Annotated in this window: 11 protein-coding genes and 3 pseudogenes; 7 read left to right on the plus strand and 7 right to left on the minus strand. The window is 72.0% G+C overall.

Annotated elements, in window-relative coordinates:
* Positions 1–6: 6 nt before the first annotated feature.
* From V8690_RS18735 to V8690_RS18750, 4 genes and pseudogenes are all read right to left on the minus strand, one after another.
* Positions 7–860, minus strand: a pseudogene (locus V8690_RS18735) (hypothetical protein).
* A gap of 197 nt (positions 861–1,057) precedes the next feature.
* Positions 1,058–1,641, minus strand: a pseudogene (locus V8690_RS18740) (calcium-binding protein).
* 174 nt (positions 1,642–1,815) lie between these two features.
* On the minus strand, positions 1,816–4,962 hold the full coding sequence (locus V8690_RS18745) for a molecular chaperone Hsp90 (protein ID WP_338780349.1): 3,147 nt from the start codon (positions 4,960–4,962) through the stop codon (positions 1,816–1,818).
* Between the two features lie 61 nt (positions 4,963–5,023).
* A complete protein-coding gene (locus V8690_RS18750; protein WP_338780352.1) occupies positions 5,024–5,221 on the minus strand; it encodes a DUF397 domain-containing protein in 198 nt (65 codons plus the stop codon).
* On the opposite strand from V8690_RS18750, the pseudogene V8690_RS18755 reads away from it, so the two are divergent.
* Together V8690_RS18755 and V8690_RS18760 are read left to right on the plus strand one after the other, a co-directional pair.
* Positions 5,150–5,383, plus strand: a pseudogene (locus V8690_RS18755) (helix-turn-helix domain-containing protein); the annotation flags it as partial. The gene V8690_RS18750 and the pseudogene V8690_RS18755 overlap by 72 nt on opposite strands.
* Positions 5,384–5,392: 9 nt before the next feature.
* Positions 5,393–6,286: a hypothetical protein gene (locus V8690_RS18760; protein WP_338780354.1), complete on the plus strand. Its 894-nt coding sequence runs from the start codon at positions 5,393–5,395 to the stop codon at positions 6,284–6,286.
* Between the two features lie 28 nt (positions 6,287–6,314).
* On the opposite strand, the gene V8690_RS18765 is transcribed toward V8690_RS18760, so the two are convergent.
* Positions 6,315–7,241, minus strand: a complete 927-nt coding sequence (locus tag V8690_RS18765) for a DUF3027 domain-containing protein (protein WP_338780356.1) — start codon at positions 7,239–7,241, stop codon at positions 6,315–6,317.
* A gap of 281 nt (positions 7,242–7,522) precedes the next feature.
* Here V8690_RS18765 and V8690_RS18770 point away from each other — a divergent pair, with 281 nt between their 5' ends.
* The 4 genes from V8690_RS18770 to V8690_RS18785 all read left to right on the plus strand — a co-directional run bounded on the left by V8690_RS18770 (position 7,523) and on the right by V8690_RS18785 (position 11,157).
* A complete protein-coding gene (locus V8690_RS18770; protein ID WP_338780358.1) occupies positions 7,523–8,956 on the plus strand; it encodes an MFS transporter in 1,434 nt (477 codons plus the stop codon).
* 62 nt (positions 8,957–9,018) lie between these two features.
* Positions 9,019–9,492, plus strand: a complete 474-nt coding sequence (locus tag V8690_RS18775) for a DUF2771 domain-containing protein (RefSeq protein WP_338780360.1) — start codon at positions 9,019–9,021, stop codon at positions 9,490–9,492.
* 14 nt (positions 9,493–9,506) lie between these two features.
* Positions 9,507–10,319, plus strand: coding sequence for a futalosine hydrolase (locus tag V8690_RS18780; protein ID WP_338785397.1), 813 nt, complete (start codon positions 9,507–9,509; stop codon positions 10,317–10,319).
* Positions 10,309–11,157: a 1,4-dihydroxy-6-naphthoate synthase gene (locus V8690_RS18785; RefSeq protein WP_338780362.1), complete on the plus strand. Its 849-nt coding sequence runs from the start codon at positions 10,309–10,311 to the stop codon at positions 11,155–11,157. Before V8690_RS18780 ends, V8690_RS18785 begins: the two co-directional genes overlap by 11 nt.
* Positions 11,158–11,162: 5 nt before the next feature.
* Here V8690_RS18785 and V8690_RS18790 read toward each other — a convergent pair whose 3' ends face one another.
* A complete protein-coding gene (locus V8690_RS18790; protein WP_010035896.1) occupies positions 11,163–11,546 on the minus strand; it encodes a cold-shock protein in 384 nt (127 codons plus the stop codon).
* A gap of 162 nt (positions 11,547–11,708) precedes the next feature.
* On the opposite strand from V8690_RS18790, the gene V8690_RS18795 reads away from it, so the two are divergent.
* Entirely contained in the window at positions 11,709–11,957 is a 249-nt protein-coding gene (locus V8690_RS18795) for a hypothetical protein (protein WP_010035898.1), read from the plus strand.
* Here the strand turns inward: V8690_RS18795 and V8690_RS18800 are convergent.
* Positions 11,936–12,559 carry an HAD family hydrolase gene (locus tag V8690_RS18800; protein ID WP_338780366.1) on the minus strand — a complete coding sequence of 208 codons (624 nt, stop codon included), beginning with the start codon at positions 12,557–12,559 and terminating at the stop codon, positions 11,936–11,938. The genes V8690_RS18795 and V8690_RS18800 overlap by 22 nt on opposite strands.
* Positions 12,560–12,572: the final 13 nt, after the last annotated feature.

A 12,572-nucleotide genomic window follows, 5' to 3' on the forward strand; every position in this document is an offset into this window, starting at 1 on the left:
CCGGAGTTACTTCACGTCGACGTAGTCGCCCGTGGCGTTGACCGCCGGCGTGGTCGTCGTGCCGGCGAAGCTGAAGCGCCAGTAGCCGTCGTACGTCGCGGTGGCGGTGGCCTTCAGGTTGCCGTACCGGTCGGAGTACACCGTCTTGACCGTGGTGTACGTGCTGGTGCCCGCCTTGCGGAACTGGAGCTTGACCGGCTGGTTGGTGTAGCCGTGGTAGGCGTTGTCCTCCCAGTTGGCGCGGGAGAGCTTGCCGGTGGACGTGATGGTCTTGCCCTTGTACACGGGCTCGGGCCGGCGTTGACGGTCAGCTTGGAGTAGCGCTGCACCTTGGTGCTGGCCAGGCCGTCCTGCATCTTCTCGTCACCGTTGCTGGTCACGGCGAGGGCACCGGCGCCCCAGGTGCCGGCGTCGGAGTTGAACAGGTCGCCGTCGGCCGGGCGGATGCTGATGACGCCCTTGCAGTTGAGGACGGTCGACGAGGCGGCGGTGCAGGTGGCCGGGTCGTCGCTGATGAAGACGTTGTCCGCGGTGTCCATCGAGGAGCCGTGGTAGATCAGCGGGCCGGTGGCGAAGTTGTCCGAGCTGGTGTCGAGGTCCGCGGCGTGGGTCACGGTGTAGGTGACGGGGAAGCTGACCACGTTCGTGGTGCCGACGACGATGTTCTTGCCGCTGTTGACCTTCATGTTGGAGAAGGTCACGTCGAGGGTCGACGCGGTGGTGCCCGATCCGGCGTCGGCCGAGGCGGAGCTGAAGGCCGCCTTGCCGGACGGCGCGTCAGCGGCCTGCGCGGCCGGAACGACGAGGGCGGAGAGGGCCAGGGCGCCGGCGACGGCGGCCACAGTGGCTCGCATGTGCATGTGTTCCCCAGTTGGAGAAGTGTTCTAGGAGTCTGTTGACTCACGCGATCAGATTCACGAGCCCCGGAACAGGTTGTACGACCCGGTCCAGGTTTTGCCATCTCATCCGCGATGTGTGACACACCCATGAGACATGCGGAACCGTCGGCCCCCGAACGGATCCCGTGGCCGGCGGTGCCGTCTGTGCGGGGACGGTGTCATCGCACGTCGACGAAGTCGCCCGCGGCGTTGACCGTCGGCGTGGTCGTCGTGCCCGCGAAGGAGTAGCGGAAGTAGCCGTCGGTGGAGGCCGTGACGGTGGCCTTCAGGTTGCCGTACCGGTCGGAGTACACCGTCTTGACCGTGGTGTACGTGCTGGTGCCCGCCTCCTTCCCTACGAAGCCGCCGTCATCGGCGTCGATCCAGGCTTCCACGTACCAGGTGCGGGCATTCGCGTTGCTCAGGTAGTCGACCTTCGGATCGGCCAGCACCGAGGGCGTGCACGTGGAGGTGGTGGAGCTGACCGCCGTGCACGTCGGCTTGGAGGTCGTGAAGAAGCCGTGGCCGGGGCCCTTCAGCGTGAACTCGTCGGCGCCCGCGATGCCCGAGTCGTCCTGAGCCGGCACGCTGACCTTGATGGTCTTCGCGGCGGACGTCCCCACAGACACCTTGTTGTCGCCGTCGACGACGACCTTGGTGATCGTGATGTCGCCGCTCCCGACATCCGCTGCGCGGCCGGCACGGCGAAGGCGGAAAGGGCCAGGGCGCCGGCGCCGGCGGCCACGGTGGCTCGGATGCGCATGCGTTCTCCAGGTGGAGAGGGGCCCCCGCGCTCGTCGTCGGCTCCCGGGGCCCAGGTGATCGTGGAGCCTGTCGACTCACGTGATCAGATCCGCGAGCAAGGAGCTTGATGGTGCGACAGGTGAAGATTCCGTATCGGACGTTTTCACCGAACGGACAAGCGCCACCGCACGCTTCAGTCGAACCACCGGTCCCGCGCCAGCTCCTCCGTCCGCGACGGATCCTCCAGCAGCGCCGCCACCTCGAACCGCCGCGGCCACTGCCCCGCCGCCCAGGCCAGGCCCGCGGCGACGCCCTCCAGGGTGGCGGCGTGCAGGACGCCGTCGTCCGTCAGGCGCCAGTCGATCTCCACGCCGTCGACGACGAGTTCCTCGTGCTCGATGTAGGAGGAGGGGGTGCGCGGGCCGAGCAGGACGCGGACGGAGTCCGGTACCTCGTGTTCGGTGCCCTCGGAGGTGACCTGCCCCGTGACCGACTCGCTCAGGCGCCGTACCTGGAAGAGTTCGGCCAGTTCGGCGGCCCGGGACGGGCGGACCGGCAGCAGGGGGACGCCTTCCGTGAAGGGCAGCAGGTCCGGTGAGTCGCACACCACGGCGTCGGCCGCGTCCACGACCTCCACCCGGCCGTCGATGACGGCACGCAGCTCGTCCGGCAGGGTCACCTGCTCCGGATCGAGATCGGCCAGCGCCCCGTACAGCGCGTGCAGTTGGGCGTCCGTCACCTCGCGCTCCGGGTCGGCGAGCCGGTCGAGGAGTTCGGCGGCGCCGCCGGGCTCGTCCAGCAGCGCGGCGACGGACGTCCGTACGCCGAGCGCCCGCAGCACCTGCTCGTCTTCAAATCCGGTCGCGTCGGCCTCCTCGTAGAGACCGCGCAGGAGCGGGTCGCCGCCGGCGGCGCGGAGGCCCGCGGGGCGGCGGCCGTCGAGGACCGGGTTCCCGCGCAGCCACCACGCCGTGTACGGCCGTACGACCTCGTGCGTGCCGTCCGGCAGCAGGACGCGCACGGGCTGGACGATGGCGTCCCGCAGGGGCGGCTGCGACAGCAGGGACAGGGCCTGGGACCACTTGTCCTCGTCGACCAGGTCCAGGTCCCGTACGGCGATGATCTCGGTCGCGACCGGCGGCACCGGGCTGTCCGGGAAACGGTCGAGGACGTCCTCCGCCCACACGTCGACCGCGTCCAGCAGGCCCGCGTCGTCGGGCTCGGCGAAGTCGCCCTCGCGGGGCTCCAGTTCGTCGGGGTCGAGGACGACGTCGGTGGCGCGGACGAGTGCGAAGTTCACCAGCACCCCGCAGGCCGCCAGCGGCTGTTCGCCCCACTTCGCGGCCAGCTCGGCGTCCACCGCGGCGAGTTCGCCCTCGCGCATGACCTGGGCGAACGGGCCGCCGGGGAAGACGAGTTCGCAGGCCGGGGCCGGTTCGCCGTCCTCGTCGGGCAGGGCGAGCGCGCCGAGCCAGGGCTCGTCACCGGGCTCCAGGCCGGCGTCGCGCACCAGGGCGAGCACGGTGTCGGCCAGTTCCTCCGCGTCGAGGGCGTCCTCCTCCCACAGCACGCCGCCCTCGTCGTCGAGCGACGCGGCGACGGCGGCCCGGACCTGCGGGGTGGTGAGGATGGCGCGCGGGGTCGCGGGCAGGGCGCCCAGCTTCTCCAGGATCGGGTGGGCGGCGTCCGGGTGGGCGACCTTCAGACCGAGCCGGGCCAGGGTCTCCGGGTCGATTCCGGTGGTGTCAGGGCCGGGCAGGAGGATTTGCCGGGGGCCGATCGTCGTACGGCCGTCCGCGAGCGGCACCGGCAGGCCCGACAGCCGGTCCGGGTCGACCCCGGCCAGGCTGTCGTAGAGCCGCCGCCACCAGCCGGGGTCCTTCTCCAGTCCGGCCAGCCGGTCGATCGCGTCGGTCAGCGGGACGCGGGCGACGCCCAGGGTGCGCAGCTCCACCCGGCGTTCGAGACCGGCGGGCAGCAGGGTGGGCAGCACCTCGGCGAGCACCCGCACCGTGTCCGCGCCCGCGCCCTCGACGACCTCGGCGTCCCGGGGCCGCAGCGACTCGGGCAGGTCCTCGCCGTCGTGCCCGCGGGGCTCGACGGCGGGTGGCAGGAAGGACGTGCGCGGCAGCCGCTCCAGGATCGCCTGGCGCAGGGCGCCGTCCAGCTCGCCCTTGCCGAGCGGGCCGGGCACCAGGGCGACGATCCCGGCCGTCACCGGCCGCCAGCCGCCGAGGAGTTCGGCGTAGGAGTCGGCCGCGCGCTGGATCAGGAAGTCGGTCAGCGGGCCGGGGGCGGCGTGCCGGCGGGTGGAGTCCAGCGGGAACGAGGCGATGAGCAGGGCGGGGACGCCGAGCGGCTCGTCGCTGGGGGTGGGGGCGTGCACGACCGGGCTGGTGCGGGGCCGGACCGGGCTGCCGTCGGAGTCCACGGGCACGGCCCAGGTGACCGACCAGTGGGGGCGCAGCCGCTCCTCGACGGGCCGGCCGGTGAGCAGTTCGGGGGTGAGGGGGCCGTGGGCGGCGGCGGTGCGCCAGTAGGTGACGCCGTTGCCGGAGTCGTCGACGACGGTGAAGGGGCCGTCGGTGCGGCGGGAGATCGTGCGGGGGCTCTCGCCGTTGATCTCGATGACGACCTCTTCGAGGCCGGCGAGGGTGAGCAGGAGCGCGTCGTCGACCGCCCGCAGCAGGCGTTCGGCGAGGTCGGCGGCGGGGGTGTCGCGCAGCGGGAGGATGACGGCGGTGTCGTACGGGTCGGGGGCGGTGCCCTCGGCGGCGAACGGCAGCCGCAGCAGCGGGACGTGACCGTCGCGTCGCCGGATCTCGTCCCCGAGGCCGGGGCTGTGCCGGGCGGTGTCGGCGGCCAGTTCCCGGGCCTCGGCGAGGGACCAGCGGACACCACCGTGCCGGCCGACGACGGCGGGCTCGTCGGTGACGGCGAGGACGGCGGCGAACCCGACGCCGAACCGCCCGACGGCCTGCTCGTGGGTCTCCCGCTTCGCCGACGCGCGCAGGGTGGACAGCGACTCGACCCCGGCCGCGTCCAGCGGCGCGCCGGTGTTGGCGGCCACGAGCACACCATCACGGAGGGTGAGCCGCAGCCGCCCGGGCACACCCGCCCGGGCCGCCGCGTCGGCGGCGTTCTGCGCGAGCTCGACGACGAGCCGGTCCCGGTAGCCGCCGAGAACCAGGTCCTCCTCGGCGTTGGCGTCCTCACGGAACCGGGCGGGGCTGGTGGCCCAGGCGTCCAGCACCCCGCGTCGCAGACGTGCCGTGCCGAACGGGTCGGCACCCTCGGCGGCGGGCCGCACGAACTTGCTGCTCACGTTCCTTCTCCTCATCGACGAGAGGACGAAGGTACCGCCTGGGGAGCGGGGGTGTGCGCGCCGTCCGGCCCCAGGTTCAGCTCCCGGACGCGTACGTCACGAAATCCGCCCATGCGGCGGGAGCGACGGCGAGCCGGGGACCCGCGGTGTGCTTGGAGTCGCGGACGTGGACGGTGGCGGGAGTGGTGGCGACCTCGACGGGGCCGTACGAGACGCCCTGCCCACCGACCTGCCCCCCGAAGGCCCACGCCGCCCGGCCGCCCTCCTGGCCCACCGCCTCACAGCCCAGCTACCGCCACCGCCCCCGTTCCGTGCCCCTGCCCCAGCGCCGGCCGCCCGGCACCCACTCCGGACCTGCGACGGCTGCGACCGCGCCCCCGAGCCCGGCCACTGCCGCGACTGCCGTACCGGCGCACCACTCCGACGAAAGGCCTGACACCACCCCATGGTCAGCTCGTCCCACGAGGCGATGCACCGCATCTTCCAGGACCACCCCGGGCTGTTCTCCCGGGTCTCCGAGGTGCTGGGCATCGACTTCGCCCCACCCACGTCGGTCACCGTCCTGCCCACCGACCTCACCGAGGCCCGCCCGCTCGAACGCCGCGTCGACATCCTGCTCCGGCTGGAGACCGAGGACGACGAGCCGTTACTGCTCGCGGTCGAGGCGCAGGGCGAGAAGGACCCGGACAAGCCCGCGAGCTGGGCGTACTACGCCTCGTACCTGCTCACGAAATACCGGCTCCAGCCGCTGCTCCTGGTCGTCTGCCAGGACCGCGCCACCGCCGAATGGGCCGCGCGCCCGGTCCGCTTCGGCCCTCGCCAGTGGCCCCTGCTCACCCTGCGCCCGCTGGTCGCGGGGCCGCACAACATGCCGGTGCTCACCGACCCGGCCGAGGTCCGCGAAGACCTCGCGCTCGCCACGCTGTCCGCCATCACCCACGTCAAGCATCCGGACATCGGGGCCACACTCAAAGCAGTGACAACCGTCCTGCGGGACACACCGCATCCCATCGCCGACCCGATCGTCGAACTCGTCGCACAAGGCCTGGGCAAGTACCCGGCCGCAGAACTGTGGAGGAACCTGGTGGCCGTGGACCTCTCCTTCTACAGGTCGTACATCTCGGAGGAAATCCGCGACGAAGGCCGGGCCGAGGGCGAGGCTCGGCGGGCTGCCGAAGACGTCCTGGAGGTCCTGGATGTCCGGGGCATCGACGTCCCCGAAGCGGTCCGCGAGCGCATCGTCAGTTGCGATGACCCCGAGACTCTGCGCCGCTGGCACCGACGCGCCGTGATCGCCCCCTCTGCCGAGCGGATCTTCTCGGAGGAGCAGGACAAGTAGTCGGTCCGGCGGCCGGGCCGGGACACGGCTACGAGTGGCCCAGCTCCTCCGTGTCCTCGTCCGCCGCCACCGGCACCGAGCCCGAGTCCGAGGCCGGACGCAGCGGGAAGGGGTCCACCCGGGTCTCGTCGATGACCGGCGGAGCCGGCTGCGGCGGCTTCGGCATGACCGCCGCCTCGGAGTGGCCGCCGCAGCCGTAGGCCAGGGAGACGACCCGGCCGTCGGCCGGTGAGAACTCGTTGGCGCAGACGCCGAAGGCCTGGCCCAGGGAGCCGCCGATGGGCGCGAGGAAGCCACAGGTGACGCAGGCCGCGGGGGCTGACTGGGCCATGGGCGTCTTGGCGCCGAACGCCTCCTCCCAGCGGTCGGCCGCGGTGTGCAGGCCATAGCGGGAGAGCACCCGGGCGCGGCGCATGCCCAGCTCCTCCGCCACCGCCGCGATCGAACCGCGGGACGGGACCTCCGGAAGACGGGCCGGAGGACCGGCGGTGACGTCCGCGTCCTCCGCCTCCACCAGGTCGGCCATCTCGCGCGACACGGCCGAGTTGGGCGGCGGCTCGTCCTCGCCGGAGAAGCCCGGCTCCAGCCGGAGGTCGTCCGCGTCGGTGGGCAGCAGATCGCCCGGGCCCATGTCGCCGGGGCGCAGCCGCTCGCTCCACGGCACCCACTCGGGCGCGAGCACCGCGTCCGGGCCGGGCAGCAGCACCGCCTCGTCCACCGTGACGATCTTCGCCCGGGACGCCCGGGCCACCGTCACGGCCCAGCGCCAGCCCCGGTACCCGAGCTCCCTGCACTCGAAGAAGTGCGTGACAACGCGATCCCCCTCGGAGACCGTCCCCACGTGCTCGCCGACGATTCCTGGTGCCGCCGCCTCCTCGGCTGCGGCGCGGGCGAGGTCGACGGCCTCGGCGCACAGACGGTCAGGGGTGCGGCTTCGCGTTGTCGCTGCGCTCACAGGTATCGCTTCTCTCCATACGCCGTCTCACGAGTGCGCCACTCCCAGCGCCTGGGGCGGACGGAGCGGACCAGGGGACCGCGTCGACGTCCTTCATCCATTTTGCGGGATGGCTGAGATACGCACGCTACCCTTCCGCCCCACTTCGCGTACACCGACCGTCCTGACCGACGGCCCCGACCACCGTGTCGACCGGGCCCGGCAACCCGGACAGTCACCCCACAGGCCCTATAGAAGCGGTAATGGCACTACCCACAGCCATCTCGGGGCACTATGACGTCGTGGCAGCCGCGAGGACGCCCCAGGGCGACACCGGGACCGGTGGGTCGAAAGGGGTCAAGGGAAGCAGCCGACTGAGCGGACCGGGCCGTTCGGGCGGCTCCCTCCGCGCGGTCGGCCGTGCCCTGCACCTCCCGTTCACCGGCACCGCCCGCGGCATCCGCAAGGCCACCCACGCGCACGGCGCCGGCGAGTCCGGCCTCGGCAAACTGATCGAGCTGCACGGGGTGAACGGCGCCGGAGACGTGATGATCACCGTCGCCCTCGCATCCACGGTGTTCTTCTCCGTGCCGACCGACGAGGCCCGCGGCCGGGTCGCGCTGTACCTCGCCATCACCATGGCGCCCTTCACCCTCCTCGCGCCGGTGATCGGCCCGCTCCTCGACCGCATCCCGCACGGCCGCCGGGCCGCGATGGCCGGGGCGATGCTGGCCCGTGCGCTGCTGGCGCTGATCCTGTCCGGCGCGGTCGTCACCGGCAGCCTCCAGCTGTATCCTGCGGCGCTCGGCGTCCTCGTCGCGTCGAAGGCGTACGGGGTGGTCAGAAGCGCCGTCGTGCCCCGGCTGCTGCCGCCCGGCTTCTCGCTGGTGAAGGCCAACTCGCGCGTCACGCTCGGCGGGCTCCTCGCCACCGGCATCGCCGCGCCGATCGGCGCCGGACTCCAGCAGATCGGTCCGCGCTGGCCGCTCTACGGCGCCTTCGTGATCTTCGTGGCAGGGACGTTCCTGTCGTTCACGCTGCCGCCGAAGGTCGACTCCGCCAAGGGCGAGGACACCGCCCTGCTGGCCGCGGACGAGGAGCACCTGCACGGGCCGCACCGCCGTCCCGTCAAGCGCCCCGGGCTGCGCACGGTCGGCCCGGCCGTCACCCACGCCCTGGCCGCCAACGCCTCCATCCGCTGCCTCACCGGCTTCCTGATCTTCTTCCTCGCGTTCCTGCTGCGCGAGCACCCGATCTCCGGCCAGAGCGCCGCCGTGTCCCTGGGGATCGTGGGCGTGTCGGCGGGCGCGGGCAACGCGCTCGGTACGGCCGTGGGGGCGTGGCTCCGGTCCCGGGCGCCGGAGATCATCATCGTGACGGTCGTGGCGTGCGTGCTGGGCGCGGCGATCACGGCCGCGTTGTTCTTCGGCGCGGTCCTGGTGGCCGGCCTGGCCGCGATCGCCGGCTTCGCGCAGGCCCTGGCCAAGCTGTCGCTGGACGCCCTGATCCAGCGGGACGTGCCCGAACTGGTCCGTACGTCGGCCTTCGCCCGCTCCGAGACGCTGCTCCAGATGTCCTGGGTGCTGGGCGGGGCGGTCGGCATCGTGATGCCGCTCAACGGCACGCTCGGGCTGGCGGTGGGCGCCGCGATCGTCGGCACGGGCTGGCTGACGACCGTACGGGGACTGATCGGCTCGGCCCGGCGGGGCGGTGCGACACGGCCGCGCGTGGCGTAGCCGTACGGCCACGCCGTACCCCGCGTGGGCGGTCCGACCGGCAGGCCAGATAGCCTTCGCCCATGACCAGGTTGCAATCCGCTGTGCGACGCCGCCGCGCCGTCGCCGCCGCCGGCGTCGTATCCGCCGGACTGCTCGTCCTCTCGGCCTGTGACAAGCCGACGCCGATGTCCACGGTCACCGTGGGCAGCGACTCGGTGAACTCCGAGGCCACCTGTGGCGGCGAGGGCGACGCCCTGAAGCCGTCCGATCTCACACAGTGCCTGAAGGACAAGGGCGTCAAGACCATCTCCGTCGACCCGGACGAGACCGTGCGATTTGGTGTCGACCCGGAGATCGCGGACGAGGGCTGGACGATCCTGATGAACGGTCAGCCGCTGACCGACTCCAGCACGAAGACCTACCGCACCATTCCGGGCAGCGTGTTCTTCAACGCCCAGTACGGGGCGCAGGGCAACTCGACGCTGGTGTCCATCAAGCAGGGCGAGAAGGACACGTCGGGGTTGTGGAACTTCAAGCTGGAGAAGGACGCGTAATCGCTGCCGCTGGGCTGGGCAGGGTGCTTGTCGCCACCGCGGTCGCTGTTGAACGGGACGCGGTGGCACAGGGGCTCAGGGAACTGTCGCCGGGGTCCGATGGAACGGCACTCGGCGCTGTAGGCCGTGCCCACCCTCCCCCGAGCTCTCGGCTCCGCTCGAGCAGGGGGGACCCCCATCGCCCCAGCGGAACGACTGCCCACGGCGGTAGCGGCACGGCTGCGCGCGGCGGTGGCGGGATCGACCTCCTCGCCGTCGGTGTGGGGCCCGCTCTTGCCGCTGCTTCCACGGCCTCCGTACTCACCGCCGCCGCCCTCCACGGCAACCCCTACGACCTCGTCGTGTCCGCCGGGATCGGTGGGGGGTTTCCGCCCGACGCGAGGGTGGGGTCGCTCGTCGTTGCCGATGAGGTCGTCGCGGCCGATCTGGGGGCCGAGACCGAGGACGGGTTCGTGCCGGTCACGGAGCTGGGGTTCGGGACCGTATGTCACCACCCGCCCGAGGACCTCGTTCGGCTGGTCGGCGACGCCGTCGGGGCCCGTACCGGGGCCGTGCTCACCGTGTCCACCGTGACCGGGACCGCCGAGCGCGCCGCCGAGCTCCGGGAGCGTCACCCCACCGCCCTCGCCGAGGCCATGGAGGGCTTCGGTGTGGCCGAGGCCGCCGCGGCGCACGGGGTGCCCGTGCTGGAGGTCCGGGCGATCTCCAATCCCGTCGGGCCCCGCGACCGGGCCGCCTGGCGCATCCCCGAGGCCCTGGCGGCCCTCACCGAGGGCTTCGGGAAGCTCGTGCCCGTACTGGAGAGTTGGAACCGGCATGACCAGTGAGCAGCTGAAGATCGCCTACTCCCCCTGCCCGAACGACACCTTCGTCTTCGACGCCCTGGCCCACGGCCGCGTCCCCGGCGCCCCCGCCCTCGACGTGACCTTCGCCGACATCGACATCACCAACGGCATGGCCGAGCGCGGCGAGTTCGACGTGCTGAAGGTGTCGTACGCCGTGCTGCCGTACGTGCTGGAGCAGTACGCCCTGCTGCCGTGCGGGGGTGCGCTGGGACGGGGCTGCGGGCCGCTGGTGCTGACGCGGGAGGCGGACGTCGACCTCACCGGTCGTACGGTCGCCGTGCCCAGTGAGAGGTCCACCGCCTATCTGCTGTTCCGGCTGTGGGCCGCGGACACGCTGGGCGACGGGGTCGGCGAGATCGTCGTCATGCCGTTCCACGAGATCATGCCGGCCGTGCGGGACGGGAAGGTCGAAGCGGGGCTCGTCATCCACGAGGCGCGCTTCACGTACCGGAACTACGGCCTGCACAAGCTCGCCGACATGGGCGAGCACTGGGAGAACACCACCGCGCTGCCGATCCCGCTGGGCGCGATCATCGCCAAGCGGTCGCTGGGCGAGCAGAAGCTGCGGCTGCTCGCCGACTCCATCAGGACGTCCGTGCGCGCCGCCTGGGACGACCCCGAGGCGTCCCGCCCGTACGTCATGGAGCACGCCCAGGAGATGGACCCGGCCGTCGCCGACCAGCACATCGGGCTGTACGTCAACGAGTTCACCGCCGACCTCGGCGAGGACGGCTACGCCGCCGTACGCGGGCTGCTGACACGCGCGGCGGCCGAGGGGCTGGTGCCGCCCCTCGGCCCGAACGCGCTGCGTTTCCCGTAAGCGGTTCAGACGTCCAACTGGTCCGCGACCGCGCGCAGCAGGCCCGCGATCTTCTTGCCGGCGGTCTTCTCGGGGTAGCGGCCCCGCTCCAGCATCGGTGTGATGTTCTCCAGGAGGGTCGTCAGATCCTGGACGATGGAGGCCAGCTCGTCCGGCTTCTTGCGGGTGGCGGCGGCGACCGAGGGGGTCGGGTCCAGAATCGTCAGGGACAGCGCCTGGTCGCCGCGCTGTCCGGCGACGACGCCGAACTCCACCCGCTGTCCCGGCTTGAGCGTCTCGACTCCGGCGGGGAGGACCGAGGAATGGACGAAGACGTCACCGCCGTCGTCGCGGGAGAGAAAGCCGAAGCCCTTCTCGCTGTTGAACCACTTGACCTTGCCGGTAGGCACGTCTGTCCTCGTCCTCGTACTCGTCGGAAAACTGCTTCTGAAACGGCTCTGGATAGCACTCGGGCGGGTCGTACGACCCGCCGGTACCAAGGCTAATGCTCTTCAGGCCGGTGACAAGACGTCACCCGGTTGTTCCTTCGCGCTGGGAACTACCCTGGTCGGGTGCGTGACAAAACCCAAACGAATTCCGCCGCTCCCGGTGACCGCCTGGTCCGTGCCGGAGCCATCGTCTTCTTCATCGGCGCGGTGGCCACACTGGTCACGGTCGCCCCGCTGTTCCTGGGGACGACGCCGTTTCCGACGTACATGTTCGGCCTGAGCATGCTCATGGCAGTCGGATTCCTGATGGCCGGCGCGGGAGTGCTGCGTTCCGTGGCGGCGGGCCGGCGTCAGGCGCGTGCGGGACGGTAGTCCGAAAGCCACCCGGGGAATTCCGTCAGATCGGTGAGGACGACGTCCGCGCCCGCCGCGCGCAGTTCCTCCGGCGGGCAGGGGCCGGTGGCGACGGCGACCGACAGCGCGCCGGCCGTCCGGGCCCCGCGTACGTCCCCGACGTGGTCGCCGACGTAGACACCCGCGTCGTGCTCGCGCAGGGCCCCCGCCTTCTGTTCGGCCCACAGGTCGCCGATGACGGCGTCGGGCTCGATGCCGAGGTGGGCGAGGTGCAGTTTGGCGTTGGGCTCGTACTTGGCCGTGACGACTATCGCGCGTCCACCGGCCTCCCGTACGGCCGCGATGGCCTCCCGGGCGCCGGGCAGCGCCGGGGTCTCGGCGATCGCGATGGTCGGGTAGATCTCCCGGTACACGTCGGCCACGGTCTCGACCTCCTCGGCCGGGAACCAGTTGATCAGCTCCTCGGCCAGCGGCGGCCCGAGCCGCGTGACCGCCAGATCGGCATCGATGTACGTACCCGTCCGCCGGGACAGTTCCTGGTAGCAGGCGCGGATGCCGGGGCGGGAGTCGATGAGGGTCATGTCGAGGTCGAAGCCCACGGTGATTGCCATGTGGGCCATTGTGCCCAGGCGG

This window comes from Streptomyces sp. DG1A-41 (genome assembly GCF_037055355.1).
Lineage (GTDB): Bacteria > Actinomycetota > Actinomycetes > Streptomycetales > Streptomycetaceae > Streptomyces.

Excerpts from the sequence above, each read along its gene's own strand:
- V8690_RS18800 (WP_338780366.1), bottom strand. The coding sequence starts at position 12,559 with ATGGCCCACATGGCAATCACCGTGGGCTTCGACCTCGACATGACCCTC.
- V8690_RS18775 (WP_338780360.1), top strand. The coding sequence starts at position 9,019 with ATGACCAGGTTGCAATCCGCTGTGCGACGCCGCCGCGCCGTCGCCGCC.
- V8690_RS18785 (WP_338780362.1), top strand. The coding sequence starts at position 10,309 with ATGACCAGTGAGCAGCTGAAGATCGCCTACTCCCCCTGCCCGAACGAC.
- V8690_RS18760 (WP_338780354.1), top strand. The coding sequence starts at position 5,393 with ATGGTCAGCTCGTCCCACGAGGCGATGCACCGCATCTTCCAGGACCAC.
- V8690_RS18745 (WP_338780349.1), bottom strand. The coding sequence starts at position 4,962 with ATGAGGAGAAGGAACGTGAGCAGCAAGTTCGTGCGGCCCGCCGCCGAG.